The organism is Streptomyces microflavus (assembly GCF_014650075.1).
Taxonomy (GTDB): Bacteria; Actinomycetota; Actinomycetes; order Streptomycetales; family Streptomycetaceae; genus Streptomyces; species Streptomyces microflavus.
Genome location: NZ_BMUG01000011.1, coordinates 313,207 through 330,994 on the forward strand (window position 1 = coordinate 313,207; position 17,788 = coordinate 330,994).

The window sequence follows — 17,788 nt, forward strand, 5'->3', positions numbered from 1 at the left end:
CAGTATCACCCTGTGGCAGATCTCATCACCGTCGACGACCCCGACGACCCGCGCCTGAGCGACTACATCGGACTGACCGACGTAGAGCTGCGGCGACGGCGCGAGCCCGCCGAAGGCCTCTTCATCGCCGAGGGCGAGAAGGTCATCAGACGCGCCCGGCACGCCGGGTACGAGATGCGCTCGATGCTGCTCTCCGCCAAGTGGGTCGACGTCATGCGCGACGTCATCGACGAGGTCCCGGCCCCGGTGTACGCCGTCGCCCCCGAGCTCGCCGAACGTGTCACCGGCTACCACGTGCACCGCGGCGCGCTCGCCTCCATGCAGCGCAAGCCCCTGCCCACCTCCGACGAACTGCTCACCACCGCACGCCGGGTGGTGGTCATGGAGTCGGTCAACGACCACACCAACATCGGTGCGATCTTCCGCAGCGCGGCCGCGCTCGGCATGGACGCCGTCCTGCTCTCCCCGGACTGCGCCGACCCGCTCTACCGGCGCTCGGTCAAGGTCTCCATGGGCGCGGTCTTCTCCGTCCCCTACGCCCGGCTCGAAGCCTGGCCGAAGACGCTGGAGACCGTACGGGAAGCCGGCTTCCGGCTCCTCGCCCTCACCCCCGACCCCAAGGCGACCAGCATCGACGAGGCGGCCCCGCACCGGCTGGAGCGGGTCGCGCTGATGCTGGGCGCGGAGGGCGAGGGGCTCTCCACGAAGGCGCTGATGGCGGCCGACGAGTGGGTCCGTATCCCGATGGCACACGGGGTCGACTCGCTGAACGTCGGCGCGGCGGCAGCGGTCGCCTTCTACGCGGTGGCGACGGGCCGCCCGGAAAACTGAAGCCAGGGCCGTCGCCGCCGTACTCAGCGCGGCTCGGCCCGCACCTGCTCCTGGATCTGCTCCTGAGCCTGCGGCGCCCGGCTGGGCTGCTCGCTCCCGCCCAGCCCCCGCGCCGGACCCTGGCAGCCCTGTGCGGCCGCGATCCCCAGCGCCACCAGCAGCGTCACCACGACGAACACCACCAGCCGCTGGCGCAGCAGCCGCGGATTGGCCGGACGCCGCCCCGCCGAGGTCGTCCGGGCCCCGGAACGGGTCCCCGGCCTGCCGTTCGTCGCACCCGGCCGCTTCCCGGAACCCGTGGTGCTGCGCTGCGGCCGGGACCCACCGGTGCGCGGCGCACCCGAACGCGAGGGCGCGGGACGCCGGCCCTGCTGCGGGCGGGCGGCCGAGGAAGGGCCTTCCGCGCGGCGGGTGTGCTGCTCGGTGTACGGGCCGTCGAGACGGCCGGTGGGCCGATCCGCCTCCTGGGCCGAGCGCTGGACGGGCGGGCGGCCATCGTGCAGGCCCTGCGCCTCGCGGGCCGCGATCTCCTTGAGCCGCATGGACAGTTGGAGCGTGCTCGGTCGCTCCTCCGGATCCTTGGCCAGACAGGCGCTGATCAGGGGGGCCAGTGCGTCGTGCACCCCGTGGAGCTGCGCCTCCTCGTGCACCACGCGATAGAGCATCACCTCGGAACTGCCGTGCCCGAAGGGGGAGTCGGCCATCGCCGCGTACGCCAGGGTCGCGCCGAGCGAGAAGACGTCCGTGGCGGGGGTGACCGCCGCGCCCCGGACCTGCTCGGGCGCGAGGAAGCCGGGCGACCCCACCGCCGTACCGACATGGGTGAGCGTGCTGGCCCCGGTCGCCCAGGCGATGCCGAAGTCGATGATGCGGGGGCCCTTGGGGGAGAGGAGGATGTTCGACGGCTTCAGATCCCGGTGGACCACGCCCGCCTCGTGCACCGCCACCAGGCCCTCGGAGAGCGCCGCGCCGATCGAGGCCACCTCTACTGCGGCCAGGGGGCCTTCCTCGGCGACCTTGTCGTGCAGGGAGGGCCCGGGAACGTACTGCGTCGCGAACCACGGGCGGTCCGCCTCCAGGCCGGCGGCGACCAGCCGGGCCGTGCAGCCGCCCCGGATCCGCCGCGCGGCGGACACCTCGCGCGCGAACCGGGAACGGAACTCCTGGTCCTCCGCCAGGTCGGGCCGGATCACCTTGAGGGCCACCCGCTGGCCGCGCCGGTCGGAGCCGAGGTAGACCACGCCCATGCCGCCCGCGCCGAGCCGTCGGTGCAGCCGGAACGAGCCGACGAGACGCGGGTCCTCGCGCCGGAGCCGCATCATCGCCATCGTCTGCCCATCCCCGCTGCCTGGTCCGCCTGACGAGGCACAGCTTACGTACCCCGCGCCCGGTGCGCTCAGAGGCCGCGCCCTCGCCGGGGATTCGATTGTCCGTGCCCGACGGGAGAGGTGAAGCGCGGTCAGGGGGCGGTGGTTCCGGGCTCGTCGGCCCGGGAGGGGCGACAAAGGGCCTTCGAACAAAGGGCGTTGGTTCGAGCCATGGTGGCCGGGACGAGCCGGTCGAGGAGGGTGTGGGTACCACCTGGACGCACGCGATGACGTCCTCAGGAGGCCGCCGCGGAGCGCAACGCACCCTCCTTCGGAGGGTGCGGGGAGTGAGTGAAGTCACCCGACGGGCCCCTTCCCGGGGGTGGTGTCCCCCGTGTGTCCCCTCCGGGATGACCCCAAGGCCGTGTGGACCGTCTCCACCCAGGGGAGTACGCCGACTACCGACGGCTCATCCTCCGGGAGGCCCGGGATTCGGTACGCGGGCATGACGCCCCGTGCTCGCCGGTTACCTAATGTTGAGATCAAGCGGCGGGCGCAGCACTCGTCCCCCGAGGTCACACGCCCGCCGCTCCACATCAGGTCAGGAGAGGAACCATGTCGGACACGGCAACGCGGACCATGATCCGCACGCAGGGACGCAAGGCCTACGCCTCGTTCGGCGCCCGCCCGTCCGGCACCCGTCACCCCTTGGTGGCGACGGCCATGGTTCTTCCCCTGGCGGCCCTGCTCGCAGTCGCCTTCGGCGGCTGGGACGCGGTGGTCACACAAGCGTCGTCCGTGGCTGTGATGCTGGGGCGCTGAGCTGCGCCCGGGGTCCGGAAGAGCGGTCCGGACCCGGGTATCGGGCCAACAGCCCCGTGGGGACGGGGGTGCGGCGGACGGCAGCGTTTGTCCGGTCAGCTGGGGAGCTGACCGGGCATCGCGCTGTCCGGACCCGGTCTCCCCAGGAGCCGGGAGCCGCCGGCACGAACCGGGAGCGCCCGGTTCGACGCCCCCCAGGCCCGCCGATCCCCACGCCCCGCCCCCACCGGGCACCACGCCCCCGGGGCACCCCGCCCCCTGGCACCCCATCGGACCCACCGCCCCGCGGCTCTACCGCCCTCGGCCCCACCCGCCGCGTACGCTCAGCAGGGACCGGTGGCAGGGCCGGGACCGACCGCCGCCGGGGGAGCCGTTGCGTACCACGTCAGCCGACCGCGATTCAGCCGACCATGAGCCGGCCGACCATGAGCCGGCCGACCGTGAGCTGGTCATCCATAAGCCGGCCACCCGTGAGCCGGCCACCCGTGAGCCGGCCACCCACGAGCCAGCGGCCCGTGAGCCGGCCACCCGCGAGCCAGCCATCCATGAGCCGGCCGCCCACGAGCCGGCCGCCCACGAGCCGGCCGCCCACGAGCCGGCCGCCCACGAGCCGGCCGCCCACGAGCCGGCCGCCCACGAGCCGGCCGCCCACGAGCCGGCCGCCCACGAGCCAGCCGCCCACGCCCCGGCCATCCACAAGCCCCTCATCCATGACCTCGGCACCCTCGCGCACCGCCTCCACCACCCGCCCGGAACCCCCTGCGCCTGCCCGCCGCCCCAGCTCCTGGCCGACCGGCCGGACGGCACCGTGGTCCGCAGTGGCCCCGTCGTGGCCAAGGCCCACGCCGCCGACTCCGACCGTGAGGCCCTGGCGGCCCGCCTCGCCCTGGCCTCGGCGCCGGAGCTGACCGGCATCCTTCTCCCGCCGCTCAGCACCCCGGACACGCCCGGTACGGCGGGGACCGCCCTCCGACCCGTCACCTTCTGGCCGTACGGCGTCCCCGTCGACCCCAGGGATCCCGACGCGGCCCCCTGGGCCGCAGCCGCTGTCCTGCTCGCCCGGCTCCACCGCACCGCCCCGCCGCCCCCGCTCCCGCCGATGCGCGGTCCGGTCAAGGCGGCCCGGGCGGTCGCCCGGATGATCGCCGCTCTCCCCGGTGACGGCGCGGTCCTCCCCGTACAGGCCGCCTGGCGCGCCCTGCCGGCCTGGGCGCGGGGCGAGGCCGCGCCCCCCGCCGCACGGTCGGGGTTCCTCTGTCACGGGGACCTGCACCTGGGGCAGCTCGTCCGCCATCCCGCCCCGGACGGGCCCTGGTTGCTCATCGATGTGGACGACGCGGGTCGGGGGGATCCGGCCTGGGACCTCGCCCGCCCCGCCGCCTGGTACGCGGCCGGGGTGCTGGCCCCGCAGGACTGGCTGCTGTTCCTGGACGCCTACCGGTCCGCAGGGGGGCCCGCGGTGCCGGCCGAGGGGGACCCCTGGCCGCAACTGGACGTTGCCGCCCGCGCGCTGACGGTCCAGACGGCGGCCGTCGCCCTCGCCAAGTGCGCGGCGGAGGGCCGGGTGCCGGACGAGATGGAGCAGCTGATGATCGATTCCTGTGCCCGAATCGCTACGTTCCCGCCCGAGTTGGCGGCCGGGTCGGCATCGTAGGCTGAACGGACCGCGGCCGGGCAGGCATTCCGGCGGCGGCACAACGAGGGCGAGGAGCCGAGCCGATGATGCAGTGTCCCAAGTGTCACGCGCAGATGCAGACGTACAACCGCAACGGAGTCCAGATCGAGCAGTGCAGCGGTTGCCGGGGGATATTCCTCGACTACGGCGAGCTGGAGTCGCTGACCCGCCTGGAGTCGCAGTGGTCCCAGCAGGCCCCGCCCCCGCCGCCCGCCCCGCAGGCCTACCCGGCGGCGGCCCCTCCGGCCCACGCACCCGCCTGGGGCGCCCCGCAGTACGGCCAGCAGCACGGCGGGCACTACGGCCACCACCGCCAGAAGGGCTTCGGCCGGATGCTCTTCTCCTCCTGACAGTCGGCGGCACGACGGAAGAACCCCCGGTCGTCGAAACGACCGGGGGTTCTCGGTGGTGCGCGATACTGGGATTGAACCAGTGACCTCTTCCGTGTCAGGGAAGCGCTCTCCCGCTGAGCTAATCGCGCGGGATTACCATGCGTGTACTGCCGTTCACTGCGTGCGCGATACTGGGATTGAACCAGTGACCTCTTCCGTGTCAGGGAAGCGCTCTCCCGCTGAGCTAATCGCGCGGGGATCCTTGCGGACCGATGATCCTTGCGGATCAGTGGACGATACTGGGATTGAACCAGTGACCTCTTCCGTGTCAGGGAAGCGCTCTCCCGCTGAGCTAATCGTCCTTGGAGGTGGAGACGGGATTTGAACCCGTGTAGACGGCTTTGCAGGCCGTTGCCTCGCCTCTCGGCCACTCCACCAGGGACGGGGGTTCGGGAAGATCCCCCGTCTTCTGCGAGCGGACGACCAGGTTCGAACTGGCGACCTCAACCTTGGCAAGGTTGCGCTCTACCAACTGAGCTACGTCCGCTTGTCTTTCCCGGACCGCTTGCGCGTCCCGGCGACGTGTTGAACTCTAGCGGATTCCCGGGCCAGTACAAAAACGCGTTTGCGCAGATGGTCGCCGTAGCGCCGCCGTGCCGTCGCCCCGACGCAGGTCATCGCGGGCGGTTCTAGACTCGGCAGGGTGTTCCCCCTCGCTCCCATGGCCCGCTTCGGCGGCCTCGTCGCCTCCGGTCTCCAGGACGTGACCCACGATCCCGCGGCTCTTGACTCGTCCGGTTTCTGGGCGGTCTGTGCCGATTTCGAGGGTCGTACGGTCTGTGCCCGCTTCTCCTCCGTACGCCGGGAGGAGGTGCCCGCTCCCGTGCCCGGTGCCTGGCGCGGGCCCGCCGCCGGGCAGTGGGCGACCTCGCTGGACCGTGAGGCCTACACGGCGGGCGTACGGCGGATCCGGGCGTACATCGCGGCCGGCGAGGTCTACCAGGCCAACCTCTGCCGGGTCCTCTCCGCGCCGCTGCCCGACCCCGGCCGGGCCGACGTCGATGCCCTGACCGCCCTGCTCGCGCGCGGCAACCCGGCGCCGTACGCAGGAACGATCCGCCTGCCGGAGCACGGGGTGGAGGTCGCGACCGCGTCCCCCGAGCTGTTCCTCCGGAGGGACGGGCGGACCGTCGAATCCGGGCCGATCAAGGGGACCGGGCGCACCGAGGACGATCTGCTGGAGAAGGACCACGCGGAGAACGTCATGATCGTGGACCTGGTCCGCAACGACCTGGGCCGCGTCTGCGCGACCGGCAGCGTCACCGTCCCCGACCTCTGCGTGGTCGAGAAGCACCCGGGCCTGGTCCACCTCGTCTCCACCGTCCGGGGCGAACTGGCCGAGGGCGCCGGCTGGCCGGAGCTGCTCGCGGCGGCGTTCCCGCCCGGCTCCGTCACCGGGGCGCCGAAGTCCAGCGCGCTGCGGATCATCGAGGAGCTGGAGCGGTCGCCGCGCGGGCCTTACTGCGGCGCGATCGGCTGGGTCGACGCCGACCGGGGAACGGCCTCCCTGGCCGTGGGCATACGGACCTTCTGGATCGACCGGACCGGCTCCGCGCCGCTCCTGCGGTTCGGGACCGGCGCCGGCATCACCTGGGGCTCCGACCCGGAGCGCGAATGGGACGAGACCGAACTGAAGGCGTCGCGGCTGCTCGCTGTAGCGTCTGGAACGTTCGAGCAGACAGGGTTCGAACAGACAGGAAGGACCGTTTCATGAGGATTTGGGTCAACGGCGGACTGCGGGACGCCGATGATGCCCGGCTGTCGGTGCTCGACCACGGGCTGACCGTGGGTGACGGCATCTTCGAGACGGTCCGCACCGGCGAGGGCCGGCCCTTCGCCCTCACCCGGCACCTCGACCGTCTCGCCCGGTCCGCCCGCGGCCTCGGCCTGCCCGACCCGGACCTCGACGAGGTCCGGCGCGCCGCGACGGCGGTCATCGACGCCAACCCCGTCACCCTGGGGCGGCTGCGGATCACCTACACCGGCGGGCTCTCCCCGCTCGGCTCGGACCGGGGCACCGCCGGGCCCAGCCTCGTCGTCGCGCTCGACGGAGTGAGCCGCCGCCCGGACACCACCGCGGTGATCACGGTCCCCTGGACCCGTAACGAGCGCGGTGCGCTCACCGGGCTCAAGACGACCTCGTACGCCGAGAACGTCGTCGCCCTCGCCCGGGCCCGCGAACGGGGCGCCTCCGAGGCGCTGTTCCCGAACACGGTCGGCCGGCTCTGCGAAGGGACCGGGTCCAACGTGTTCGTCGTGCTGGACGGCCGCATCCACACCCCGCCGGTCGCCTCCGGGTGCCTCGCGGGGATCACCCGCGCGCTGGCCGTGGAGTGGACCGGGGCCGAGGAGAGCGACCTTCCGATGGAGGTGCTCGCCGAGGCCGACGAGATCTTCCTGACCTCGACGCTCCGTGACATCCAGGCCGTGCACCGGGTCGATGACCGGGAGTTGGCGCCGGAGCCCGGACCGGTGACGGCGAAGGCCATGCGGATCTTCGACGAGCGGGCCGGGAACGACCTGGACCCGTAGGACCTTCCGTCCGGATCGCGCGGGGCCGGAAAAGCGCGTGACGTATGGCCGTCCAGGGGATACAAAACCCTTGATGACCACGACACTCCGGCCGTCCGGGCCGCTTCAGCAGAACGCCGACGGGGCGCGGGCGCGCAGCTACGACGTCTGTGACAACGGGCGGCCCGTCGGCGCCGTATCGATCAGTACCGACGACGCGTTCGGCGCCTCGGCCGGGGTGGTGCGCTCCCTGAGCGTCGACGAGGCGCGGCGCAGGCGTGGCCGGGGCACCATCGCCGCGCTCGCCGCCGAGGAAGTGCTGCGGGGGTGGGGCTGCACCCATGTGCGGACCGAGGTCCCGGCGGAGAACGAGCCCGCCCGGCGGCTGGCGGCTGCGCTCGGCTACACCGAACGTAGCCGCAACATGGTCAAGGCCCTCGGCCCGGCCGCCGCCCCGCTGCCCGAGGGCCTCACCGCGCGTCCGATGAGCGAGCAGGAGTACGCGGACTGGCTGAGCGACGCGGTGCGGTCGTACGCGCAGGAGTGGACCGACCGGGGCGTACCGCCGGAGCAGGCCCGGCTCAAGTCGGAGGCCGACCACGCCGGGAACCTCCCGGACGGCCTGGCGACCGAGGGCGTGCGGTTCCGGGTCCTGGTGCACGGCGGCGCGGTGGTCGGCCATGTCTGGCTGGCCCTGCGGGAGCTGGAGCCGGGCAGGACCGCCGGGTTCGTCTTCGACGTCGAGGTACGTGAGGAGCACCGGGGGCGCGGCTTCGGGCGGGCCCTGATGCTCCTGGCCGAGAACGAGACCCGCTCCTGGGGCCACGACCGGCTCGGCCTGCACGTCTTCGCCGCCAACACCCCGGCGCTGCGGCTGTACGAGTCCCTCGGCTACGCGACGACCCGGTACAACCTGGCCAAGGCGCTGTAGCCGGCCCCGCCTCTCCGGAGGCGGGCGTCAGCCCTGCGCGGCCAGGCGGCGGTCGATGATCTCCTCGATCCGCTCGCGCAGCCCTTCCTGGCTCTTGCCGCCGTCCAGCCGCTCTTCGCCGATCACATAGGTGGGCGTACCGGTGACACCGATCGCCTTGCCCTCGGCCTGGTCGGCGTCGACGATCAGCAGATGGCGGCCGTCGATGAGCGCGGTGTCGAACTCCTCGGCGTCCAGGCCCAGTTCACGGGCGACATCGAGCAGCACCGGCTCCCCGGTCCGGCCGAGGTCCGCGGTCCTCGCCAGGAGCGCCTCGATGTACGGCCAGTCCTGGCCCTGGGTGATGGCCTCCTCGGCGGCCTGCGCCGCGGCGTAGGCGTGCTTGTGCTTCTCCAGCGGGAAGTGCCGCAGCCGGATCTCGACGCGGTCGCCGTACCGGGCGCGCACGGCGCGCACATCGCTGAGGGCCTGGTGGCAGTCGGGGCATTCGAGATCGCACCAGATGTCGAGGACGACCGGTGCTGCGGGGGTGGAATCGCTCATGAGGCCAGTCTTTCAGGCCGGGCGGACAGCTCCCAATCGGCACCGGCGGCAGGTGGCGGAGGGCCTGTGCCCGCCACCGGCAGGGCTTGCGACCGGGCACCCGCAGGCCTGTGACCGGCACCTGCGGAGGAGCCCGGCCCTGAAATGTCCCTGAAGTGGACCGGTGCCGTGGCCCCTGTGCCGGTCGTCGGTGCAGGATGGAGGGGACGTTTCCCCTGCGCCTGGAGGCCCCGATGCTTGCCGAGACCATCTGTTCCGCGGCGTCGGCGGCGGGCCTGGGCATCGCCGCGGTCACCGCCTACCGCAAGCGGTTCCTCGCCGCGACCAGGATCGCCGCCTACTCCCTCGTACCGATCGGGCTCGTCCTGACCGGCGTCGTCGAGTGGGTCTCGGGCATCGCGTTCAAGCCGAGCGTCTGGATCGGCTTCGGCGTGCTCGGCCTTGCCTGGCTACTCTTCATGACCACCCGGACCGTCGAGCGCCGCAGCGGCACCACCCGCGCGGAGCGCAGGGCCGCGCGGGCCGCCGAGCGCAACGAGGCCGTCGCCCCCGGCGCCTCCGCGCCCTCGCTCGGTGCGGGGAGCCAGGCCCGGCCGGCCGCAGCGGCAGCAGCACCGAAGCCGAAGAAGAAGCAGGAGGCGGCGGCGCCCGGCGACGACTTCAGCGACATCGAGGCGATCCTCAAGAAGCACGGCATCTGACCGCCCGGCCTTCATCCCCGGGGCGGGGCCCGAATGCCTGACGGCAACTCGGACGCCGGAGCGAATCCTGGGAGCCACGGGACGGTGAACTCCCGGGTCAATAGGACAGGTTGACCGCCAACCGGGTCATGGGTGAGTCATGATCACTCCGAGATGGTGGACACATCCCGGGGCGAAGCCCCCGCACCCCCTGCCGAAGAGCCCCGTGGCTGCCTCTTCGCGCTCTCCCAGCCACCCCTGATGATCTTCCTGACGGTGATCGGGAGTCTGCTGCTGATGGCGGCGCTGCACGATCTCTTCCTGTTATGACCCGGCCTGCGACCCGGCCTGCCCGCGGTTCACGCCCCGGCCTCCCGGCGCCGGGCCCGGTACGCGGCGACGTGGAGCCGGTTGCCGCAGGTGCGGCTGGAGCAGTAGCGCCGGGAGCGGTTGCGCGAGAGGTCGACGAAGGCGCGCCCGCAGCCGGGCGCCTCGCAGCGCCGCAGCCGCTCCTGCTCGCCGGCCACGATGATGAAGGCCAGGGCCATGCCGCAGTCGGCCGCGAGGTGGTCGGCGAGCGAGGCGTCCGGCGCGAAGTAGTGCACGTGCCAGTCGTAGCCGTCGTGGTCGGTGAGCTGGGGCGTGGTCCCGGCCGCGGCCACGAGCCGGTTGACGAGGTCGACCGCGGTACGGGCGTCGGGCGCCGCGAAGACCTCGGCGAAGTGGCTCCTGACGTCCCGCACGGCCCCGAGGTCCTTCTCGCCGAGGGTGCCGACGCCGCTGATGTGGTGCCGCTCGGCGAAGTCGTACAGCGCCGCGATGTCGGCGAGCCCGTCCTCCAGCCCGTCCACGAGTCCGTCCGTCGGGCCGTCCGGCGGCAGCTCGCCCTCCGGGGCGGTGTTCACCAGATCGACCACCGTGTCGAGGGCGATCCGGGTGTCGTGAGGGATCAGCACGCTTCGCTCCCTGGCCTTCCGGCGGGCGGGCGCCTGCCGATGGCGGCTGACTCTACTGGCTCGCCCGGCCGCTCCCCGGCCCGGTGCGGGCCTCCGGGGGAGCGGGGCACCACGCAGGGCCGTCCACCTGCCGCCGGGACCGTGGCGCACGCACAGGCGCCGTCACCGCGGTGGATTCCGCGGCGACGGCGCCTGTGTCTGCCCTATGAGGTTGTCCGCGCGACGCCGTCTCCCCGAGTCGGACGGCGCCGGGCAGCTCTCTGCCTGGCTCAGCTCTCGGCCAGGATGTGTGAGAGCTCCGTATCGAGATCGAAGTGACGATGCTCGGTGCCGGGCGGAACCGCGGCGTCGGTCCTTTTCAGGAACGACTCCAGGGCTCGCGCCGGGGCTTCGAGCAGGGCTTCGCCCTCTGGGGAGCTCAGTGCGATGCAGACGACGCCTTGACCGTGACTACGTGATGGCCAGACGCGGACGTCTCCGGTGCCGGTGGGCCGGTGCAGCCCCTCGGCAAGGAGGTCACGGGCGAAAACCCACTCGACCGTCTCCTCCGCTCCGGTGTGGAAGGTGGCGTGCACGGCATAGGGATCGGCCGTGTCATACCGCAGGCCCGCGGGTACAGGCAGTGAGGACTCGCTCGACACAACGAGGCGCAGGTGCAGCTCGCAGCTGACCGTGGTGTTCATAAGCGCCAGGGCCTTTCGCTCAGTGTGCGCTCGGGGATTCGCACGTCGGCGAAATCGACATGCCACCTACGGTGGCGTTGTAAACCCCTCTGACCCATTTGTGATGCTTCGGGTCCCTCGCCCAGCGGTGTGTAACTTTGAGTCATGCGCCCATTCAAGTGACGACGACGGGTCGGGTAGGTTGAGCTTCATGAACGCGGAGAGTGACGAGCGGAGCGTGGTCGCCGAAGAGGCGGCCCCGGAGTCCGCTACGGGGGGAACGGCCAAGGCGGAACGCGAGCTGGGATCGCGGGCGCCGGGCTTCATCAAGGCGTCGAAGCCGCTGCACGTGAGCTGGCAGGTCGGCGTCTTCGTCGTCGGCCTGGGTGTGGTGGTGGCCGGAGTGCTGATGCTGGTGCTGCCCGGCCCCGGCTGGCTGGTGATCTTCGGTGGCATGGCGATCTGGGCGACCGAGTTCGTGTGGGCCCAGCTGGTGCTGCGCTGGACCAAGCGCAAGGTCACCGAGGCCGCCCAGCGGGCCCTCGACCCCAAGGTCCGGCGGCGCAACATCATCCTCACCACGGTGGGGCTGGTGATCATGGCGGTGCTGGTCGGGATCTACGTCTGGAAGTTCGGCCTCGCCCTGCCGTGGAAGGTCGGCGAGTAGCGCCGGGGACGGTCCGGGAGCGCCGCTGACATGGGGTAATGTTTGCGGTGCGCCCGGGCGATTAGCTCAGTGGGAGAGCGCTTCGTTCACACCGAAGAGGTCACTGGTTCGAACCCAGTATCGCCCACCCGGACAGAGGGCCCCGAGACTTTCCGAAGTCTCGGGGCCCTCTGCGTTCCCGGTCCGGAACCCCCTGCGGGATCCCGGACCGGGCACCGCTCACCGCATCCGGCCCAGCACGTCCTTCAGCCTGCGTGCCTCGCGCAGCCGCTGCTCGTACGTGGCGCCCACGGCCAGCAGCAGCAGCCCGGCCAGCGCCGGCGGCAGCCAGCGCGGCAGTGCACCGGCCACCTGGACGACGTACGGCGCCAGCTCGTGCAGGGTGTCCAGGGCCAGCACCGCACCGCCGAGCAGCAGCAGCGCCTGCAGCCGGTACTTCGCCCCCAGCAGCGTGATCACCAGCGCCGCCACGCCCAGCAGCAGCGGGCGCAGCCAGTCGGGGTCGGTCCAGGCCACGGCCAGGCTCGGCAGCAGCGTCGCCGCGAGCCCCGGCCCGTACGCCGTCCAGGAGGACGCCCCGGGGTCCTTGCGCCGCCGCAGTACGCCGACGACCAGCGCGGGCACCGTCACCGGCAGGGTGTACGCCTCCGGCACCGAGACCTCCGAAGCAGCCAGCCGGACCCAGGTCGCCGCCACGAAGAGCACCGCCGCCAGGTACCCCGCCACGGGCCGCCGCTCCGGGCGCACCGCCGCTCCCGCCGCCAGCACCCCGCACAGGGCGAGCACCAGGGCCAGGAACGGCGCCCGGCCCACCGCCAGCCCCACCGCGACCAGCGCACCCAGCGCCCCGGTCAGCTCCACCGGCAACGCCACCGGGTGCCGCCGCAGCCGGGCCCCCAGCCCCACCGTCACCGCGGGCACCACGAGCAGTAGCGGCGCGGCCTCGTGCGGCGCGAGCCCCAGGGAACGGGCCGCGCATCCCGTCAGGACCGTGCCCCACACCACCGCGGCCACCGCGAGCACCGCCTGCTCCACCACCGCACGCGTCCGCAGCGCCGCCCCGGTGAACAGCAGGGCCAGCGCCCCGAACACCGCGTACGTCGCCGCCTCCGAGGCCAGCGACAGCAGCCCCGCGCTCACCGCCCCGCCGACCGCACCCACCAGCGCGCCCACCCGCACGGCGGTCCCGATACCACCGCCCGGTCCGGCGCCTTCGGCCGATCCCGCGCCACCGGCACCCCGGTCGGCACCCCGGACCGCCACCGCCACCGCCAGCAGCCCCGCCACCAGCACCGTCTCCAGGGCCACCGCCACCGGGTACGGCACATCCAGCGTCGCCGCCGCCAGGAGCAGCGTCCCCCAGCCGAGGCCCAGCGCCCCCGCGCCCGCCGCGCCGCGCACCTTCGCACCCGGCGTGATCAGCGGGGCGGCGACCCGCACCAGCGCCGGCCACCACCGGAACGCGGCTCCCAGCCCCCCGGCCACCACCGCGAGCACCACCGGGGCCGCGACCATCTCCGACCACGGCATCGAAGCCCCGAGCGTGCCCCGGAACCCGTCCGGCGCCCCCGCCCACACCTCGGCGACCAACTGGACCGGACCCAGCAGCACCGCCGCGACCGGAGGCAGCGCCCACACCAGCGCACCGGCCACCACCGCGCCCGCCGCTAGCAGCACCCCGCGCCCCGCGCTCCGCGGCAGCCGCACCCGTACGACGAACAGCAGGGCCAGGCCGCAGAGCAGATACACCGGCACCTGCCAGGTGCCCGGCACCGCCGCCCGCAGCACGCCTCCGACCGCGGCCACCGCCGCCAGGCCGGCCACCGCGCCGCCCACCTGCGCATAGCCGTCAGGGGTGCGCCACGCACCGGCCAGCGCCGCGACGGCCGCCGTCAGGAGCAGCGTGCCCGGCAGCAGGGCGCCGAGCGGGCCGCCGGCCGTCAGCGACTCCCCGAGCCCGACCAGCAGTGCGGCGGACCCCATCACCGCCAGACCGGTCCCCGCCGTGACCCGTACACCGAGGCCCTTGCCCCACAGTGCGATCGCCCCGTCGACGACCGCCGTCACCAGCAGCGCCCAGCCGACCACGATCGCCGGGGCGCCGACGGCCCAGGCCCCCAGAAGCAACGGCCACTGGACGAAGAACACGGCCGCGGGCAGCGGCAGGTGCAGCTTGCCCAGCGCCAGGCCGTAGGCCGCCCAGAGCGCGGCCAGCACCGCCGACGCGACCGCCGTGAACGTGAGCCCGTCGGCGTCCGGTGCCGCCACCGCATGGATCGCGTAGACGTCCAACAGCGTGAGCACCAGGGCGAGCGCCGCCAGCGCCTCCGCCGTCGCCGCGAGCTTGCGGCGCAGCAGGACCGCGGGGGCGGCGAGCGCCGCCAGGGTCACCAGGGCCAGGACGGCCGACCGGCCGCCGATGCCCATCGAACCCCAGCTGACGAGGGTGAACGCGACGGCCGCGACCGTCAGCAGCAGACCGCCCAGCGTCAGCAGCACGTTCTGCGCGCTGCGCGGCGCGGACGGCTTCGCGGTCCGCGGCCCGGACCCCCACGGCTGCCCCGGGGCCCAGCCGTGGCCCACGGGCGGCGTACCCCAGCGGGGTGCGTTCGGCGCCTGCGGCTGCGGCTGCAATGCGCTGACCAGCCAGGCGCGGCGGGTCAGCAGGTGGGCCCTGCGGGCGTCCAGCTGAGCCAGTTCTCGGTCGAGGAGCGCCAGTTCCTCGGCGGGCGGCGGCACATGTTCCATGTACCGGAGTGTGGCCCCGGCCCGCTGCCTCGTACATGCGCTCGGATACTCACTTTCCGCGTTTCCGCGTCTGAGTAAGTCCCGGGGCCGGCCCCGCCGGAAGCGGTTTGAACGAAGCCCGCCGAGCCCTGTATGGTTCAACCCGTTCCCGGGCGATTAGCTCAGTGGGAGAGCGCTTCGTTCACACCGAAGAGGTCACTGGTTCGAACCCAGTATCGCCCACCGGGAAAAGCCGGTCCGCCAGCATCACGGCGGACCGGCTTCTCTGTGTTCAGGCGGCAGCGGCGGGCAGCTCCGGGCGCAGCGGCCAGGCCTGATCCACCACTTCCGGTGTCCCGCTCCGGGCGAACCACGCCTCCAGGCCCCGGGCCTGCGCCGCGTGCCAGGTGGCCTGGAGGGTGTGCAGCTCGGCGGGGGAGAGCCGCTCCAGCCGGGAGGAGAAGCGGCGGCATATCGCGCGCACCAGCTCCAGTGAGGCCGTGGCGTCGGCCGCCGCGTCGTGGGCACCGTCGAGCGGCACCTCGTACAGCTCGCACAGATCCGTGAGCGTGCGGCGGCCCTTGCGGTAGCGGTCCAGATGTTTGTCCAGCACCCGGGGGTCCACCACCCGCAGCGGCACGTCCGCCATGTACCCGGCCAGGGAAGAGGCCCGGTGCCGCTTCAGCTCGCGGTCCAGCAGGGTCAGGTCGAACGGCGCGTTCATCACGACCAGCGGGCGGCCCGTCGCGCACTGCTCGGCCAGCGAACGGGCGATCTCGTCGACCACGGGAGCGGGCCAACGGCCGTTGCGCTGAAGGTGATCGTCGGTCAGACCGTGGATCTCCGTGGCCCCCGCGGGCACCGGGATCCCCGGGTTGACCAGCCAGCGGGTGACGCGGACGCGTCCGCCCGTCGTGTCCTGCGCGACGAGAGCGGCCGAAACGATCCGGTCCTGCTCGACGTCCACGCCTGTCGTCTCCGTGTCAAAAGCGGCCAGCGGCCCTTCGAACCAGTGCATCATCCCCGAACTCCTCGCACCTGCACGGCAGATGGAGTGATTCCTCTGCCCGATATCGGTGATACCCGTGCTGTTTGCCTGATACGCCGTTTGCGGGCGTTCTCCTGCGGTGACAACACAGGTGAGGGGGAGGGAAGTTGCCCGTCGGTCCTGTCCCCGGTCCTATCTGATGGCACGTCCGGAAGGCATACGGAGCCATGGCGCTCGCGCAGCCCGATCCCGGGGGGCCCGCCCGCGCCGAAGGGTTCGGGACGGTGGAGCAGCCGAACACCCCGCTGCGCGGCTCCCTCGCCACCACCGCCTGCATGGAGACCCTCCAGGTGGGCTACCTGCACGCCGTCGCCGCGGCGGCGGGATGTTCGCTCTCCCAGCCCTTCCCCGACAACGGCATCGACTGGCACGTCAGCCACGGCGCCGCCGCCCACACCGTCGACGACGAAGTGACCATCAAGGTGCAGCTCAAGTGCACCTACCAGATACCGCCGCACCCGGCGGGCGGGGCGTTCTCCTTCACGCTCGACAACGCCCATCTCGTCAAGCTCGCCCGCACCCCGGTCTCGGTGCACAAGATCCTGGTGGTGATGCTCGTGCCCCGCAGCCAGGACGAATGGCTGAGCGCCGGGCCCGGCAGCCTCGATCTGCGGCACTGCTGCTACTGGACCAACCTGGCCGGCCACGCGGTGACGGGCCGGTACCGGACCACCGTGCGCATCCCGACCTCACGGATCTTCGACGACCGCGCACTCTGCGACATCATGGCCCGGGTCGGGGCCGGAGGGAGACCCTGATGCACCGGTCGATGGACGAACCCACGGGACCGGCGGAGCTGCCCGGCGCCCGGTCGCACCCCGCCGCGAGCACGGAGTACGCCGACCCGGGCGGGGACGGCACCCCGCTGCCCGACCCGGCGGTCCTCACCGCGCTCCTGCACCGGTACGGCTGGCAGCGGCGCGGGGGAGCGGCCGGGCGGTACAGCCGCTGGTCCCCGCCCGGAACGGCCGCCGGAGCCAGCCTGCTGGTCCCCGAGAACACCGCCTTCCCCGACACCGAGGACCTGCTGGCCGAGGCGCTCACCGCGCTCTCCCGCAGCGCCGCCCCCTCGGCCCGGGACATCCTGGTCTCCCTCGCCGTCCCCAGCGACGAGGTCCGCTGGTGGCGCGAGATCCCCGAATCGGCGGCCGGGGCGGCGGGCGCCTCGGGATGGGCGGAGACGGAGGAGCTGCGCTCGGCGGCCCGGCAGATCCTCCTCGCCGGGGCGCTCGCGGCGCGCGGCCGGGCCGGCTACCACGGGGCCCGGCACCGGCGGAAGGCCCGGGCGGCGCTGGACGGGACGCTCATCGGGCCCGCGCCGGGCGGCCGCCGGCTCACCGCGTTCGTCCCCGTCGACTCCGGACGGGCCGTCGCCGTCCAGCTCTGCCACGCGCTGCACGCCACCCGGGAGGCCGTCGACTACCAGCGGGCCACCGGCGGCATGGAGGCGTTCGACAGCGCGGTGGCGGCGGGCGTCAGCCGGGAGCTGACCGAGGCCCTGGTGACCCTGGTGCGCGGTACGGAGGGCGCCGGGATCGACCTGCGGTGGGCGCCCGCCGCAGGCACCCCGGACGGCTGCCCGGCCCGCCCCGCGCCGGTCGAGTTCTCCCCGGGCGACCTGCCCGCCCTGCGCTCCGCCGGGGCCCGCTACCTCCGGGAGGAGCCCGCCGTCCCGGTCCGGATCACCGGCGCGGTGGTCCGGCTGCGCCGCTCGGGGCCGCGTGGCGCCGGGATCGTACGGCTGCGGGTGCTGGCGGGGGCGGAGGTCGCGCACGTACGGGTGGAGCTGGACGAGGAGGCGTACCGGATCGCGGGCCACGCCCACCTCGTCGGGCTGCCGCTGCGGGTGGAGGGACGCCTTGAGCGGCGGGGCGGCTTCCGGCGGCTCACCGGGGCCTCGCAGGTCGCGCCCGTCCAGGTCGACGAGGCCGAGCGGGACCGGCTGATGAAGTCGCTCCAGGAGAACGTGGACTTCTTCGAGGAGGCGTGCGCGGGGGAGGAGCCCTTGTAGCGAGGGGGAAGGCGTTGGCATCGGG

Annotated in this window: 18 protein-coding genes and 7 tRNA genes; 14 read left to right on the forward strand and 11 right to left on the reverse strand. The window is 73.3% G+C overall.

Translation table 11 applies throughout. The features are described 5' to 3' along the window. Positions 1-12 precede the first annotated feature (12 nt). Complete coding sequence (locus IE264_RS30130; protein ID WP_015607419.1) at positions 13-831, forward strand: TrmH family RNA methyltransferase; 819 nt, start codon at positions 13-15, stop codon at positions 829-831. A gap of 23 nt (positions 832-854) precedes the next feature. On the opposite strand, the gene IE264_RS30135 is transcribed toward IE264_RS30130, so the two are convergent. Next, positions 855-2,159, reverse strand: a complete 1,305-nt coding sequence (locus IE264_RS30135; RefSeq protein ID WP_190167728.1) for a protein kinase domain-containing protein — start codon at positions 2,157-2,159, stop codon at positions 855-857. Positions 2,160-2,753: 594 nt separating this feature from the next. Here IE264_RS30135 and IE264_RS30140 point away from each other — a divergent pair. The 3 genes from IE264_RS30140 (at position 2,754) to IE264_RS30150 (ending at position 4,985) form a co-directional block, all read left to right on the forward strand. Then, entirely contained in the window at positions 2,754-2,960 is a 207-nt protein-coding gene (locus tag IE264_RS30140) for a hypothetical protein (RefSeq protein WP_015607417.1), read from the forward strand. A gap of 691 nt (positions 2,961-3,651) precedes the next feature. Beyond that, positions 3,652-4,614, forward strand: a complete 963-nt coding sequence (locus IE264_RS30145) for a phosphotransferase family protein (RefSeq protein WP_032760827.1) — start codon at positions 3,652-3,654, stop codon at positions 4,612-4,614. A gap of 65 nt (positions 4,615-4,679) precedes the next feature. Further along, positions 4,680-4,985: a TFIIB-type zinc ribbon-containing protein gene (locus IE264_RS30150; RefSeq protein ID WP_015607415.1), complete on the forward strand. Its 306-nt coding sequence runs from the start codon at positions 4,680-4,682 to the stop codon at positions 4,983-4,985. Positions 4,986-5,041: 56 nt separating this feature from the next. Here IE264_RS30150 and IE264_RS30155 read toward each other — a convergent pair. From IE264_RS30155 to IE264_RS30175, 5 genes are all read right to left on the reverse strand, one after another. Further along, positions 5,042-5,116, reverse strand: a tRNA-Val gene (locus tag IE264_RS30155). Between the two features lie 33 nt (positions 5,117-5,149). Then, positions 5,150-5,221, reverse strand: a tRNA-Val gene (locus IE264_RS30160). Positions 5,222-5,257: 36 nt separating this feature from the next. Beyond that, a tRNA-Val gene (locus IE264_RS30165) sits at positions 5,258-5,329 on the reverse strand. A 1-nt stretch (position 5,330) separates the two neighbouring features. Further along, positions 5,331-5,404: transfer RNA gene (locus tag IE264_RS30170), tRNA-Cys, on the reverse strand. Positions 5,405-5,441: 37 nt separating this feature from the next. After that, a tRNA-Gly gene (locus tag IE264_RS30175) sits at positions 5,442-5,514 on the reverse strand. A 174-nt stretch (positions 5,515-5,688) separates the two neighbouring features. Here IE264_RS30175 and IE264_RS30180 point away from each other — a divergent pair. The 3 genes from IE264_RS30180 (at position 5,689) to IE264_RS30190 (ending at position 8,469) form a co-directional block, all read left to right on the forward strand. Next, positions 5,689-6,741 (forward strand): chorismate-binding protein, encoded by a 1,053-nt coding sequence (locus IE264_RS30180; RefSeq protein ID WP_032760825.1) that lies wholly within the window; start codon positions 5,689-5,691, stop codon positions 6,739-6,741. Then, positions 6,738-7,559: an aminotransferase class IV gene (locus tag IE264_RS30185; RefSeq protein WP_031123645.1), complete on the forward strand. Its 822-nt coding sequence runs from the start codon at positions 6,738-6,740 to the stop codon at positions 7,557-7,559. Before IE264_RS30180 ends, IE264_RS30185 begins: the two co-directional genes overlap by 4 nt. 73 nt (positions 7,560-7,632) lie before the next feature. Beyond that, on the forward strand, positions 7,633-8,469 hold the full coding sequence (locus IE264_RS30190; protein WP_032760822.1) for a GNAT family N-acetyltransferase: 837 nt from the start codon (positions 7,633-7,635) through the stop codon (positions 8,467-8,469). Between the two features lie 27 nt (positions 8,470-8,496). Here the strand turns inward: IE264_RS30190 and IE264_RS30195 are convergent, their stop codons facing one another. Beyond that, positions 8,497-9,012 carry a DsbA family protein gene (locus tag IE264_RS30195; protein ID WP_032760820.1) on the reverse strand — a complete coding sequence of 172 codons (516 nt, stop codon included), beginning with the start codon at positions 9,010-9,012 and terminating at the stop codon, positions 8,497-8,499. Positions 9,013-9,245: 233 nt separating this feature from the next. Between IE264_RS30195 and IE264_RS30200 the strand changes: the two genes are divergently transcribed. Together IE264_RS30200 and IE264_RS30205 are read left to right on the forward strand one after the other, a co-directional pair. Continuing rightward, a complete protein-coding gene (locus tag IE264_RS30200; RefSeq protein WP_032760819.1) occupies positions 9,246-9,713 on the forward strand; it encodes a hypothetical protein in 468 nt (155 codons plus the stop codon). Positions 9,714-9,866: 153 nt separating this feature from the next. Beyond that, positions 9,867-10,022: a hypothetical protein gene (locus tag IE264_RS30205; RefSeq protein ID WP_164711272.1), complete on the forward strand. Its 156-nt coding sequence runs from the start codon at positions 9,867-9,869 to the stop codon at positions 10,020-10,022. A gap of 29 nt (positions 10,023-10,051) precedes the next feature. Here IE264_RS30205 and IE264_RS30210 read toward each other — a convergent pair whose 3' ends face one another. Beyond that, the gene (locus IE264_RS30210) at positions 10,052-10,648 is read right to left on the reverse strand and encodes a CGNR zinc finger domain-containing protein (protein ID WP_032760817.1); all 597 of its coding nucleotides are present in this window, start codon (positions 10,646-10,648) and stop codon (positions 10,052-10,054) included. Positions 10,649-10,917: 269 nt separating this feature from the next. Continuing rightward, positions 10,918-11,331: an SsgA family sporulation/cell division regulator gene (locus IE264_RS30215; protein WP_003959770.1), complete on the reverse strand. Its 414-nt coding sequence runs from the start codon at positions 11,329-11,331 to the stop codon at positions 10,918-10,920. A 190-nt stretch (positions 11,332-11,521) separates the two neighbouring features. Here IE264_RS30215 and IE264_RS30220 point away from each other — a divergent pair, with 190 nt between their 5' ends. Together IE264_RS30220 and IE264_RS30225 are read left to right on the forward strand one after the other, a co-directional pair. Beyond that, positions 11,522-11,977 carry a TIGR02611 family protein gene (locus tag IE264_RS30220; protein ID WP_032760816.1) on the forward strand — a complete coding sequence of 152 codons (456 nt, stop codon included), beginning with the start codon at positions 11,522-11,524 and terminating at the stop codon, positions 11,975-11,977. A 55-nt stretch (positions 11,978-12,032) separates the two neighbouring features. Then, positions 12,033-12,104 (forward strand) — tRNA-Val (locus tag IE264_RS30225). Between the two features lie 92 nt (positions 12,105-12,196). Here the strand turns inward: IE264_RS30225 and IE264_RS30230 are convergent. Then, positions 12,197-14,725, reverse strand: coding sequence for an SCO7613 C-terminal domain-containing membrane protein (locus IE264_RS30230; protein ID WP_032760814.1), 2,529 nt, complete (start codon positions 14,723-14,725; stop codon positions 12,197-12,199). 150 nt (positions 14,726-14,875) lie between these two features. On the opposite strand from IE264_RS30230, the gene IE264_RS30235 reads away from it, so the two are divergent. Then, a tRNA-Val gene (locus tag IE264_RS30235) sits at positions 14,876-14,947 on the forward strand. Positions 14,948-14,996: 49 nt separating this feature from the next. Here the strand turns inward: IE264_RS30235 and IE264_RS30240 are convergent. After that, on the reverse strand, positions 14,997-15,725 hold the full coding sequence (locus tag IE264_RS30240) for a 3'-5' exonuclease (RefSeq protein WP_015607406.1): 729 nt from the start codon (positions 15,723-15,725) through the stop codon (positions 14,997-14,999). Between the two features lie 194 nt (positions 15,726-15,919). Here IE264_RS30240 and IE264_RS30245 point away from each other — a divergent pair, with 194 nt between their 5' ends. Beyond that, a complete protein-coding gene (locus tag IE264_RS30245) occupies positions 15,920-16,510 on the forward strand; it encodes a DUF4365 domain-containing protein (protein ID WP_015607405.1) in 591 nt (196 codons plus the stop codon). Beyond that, complete coding sequence (locus tag IE264_RS30250; protein ID WP_015607404.1) at positions 16,510-17,763, forward strand: hypothetical protein; 1,254 nt, start codon at positions 16,510-16,512, stop codon at positions 17,761-17,763. Before IE264_RS30245 ends, IE264_RS30250 begins: the two co-directional genes overlap by 1 nt. Positions 17,764-17,788 lie beyond the last annotated feature (25 nt).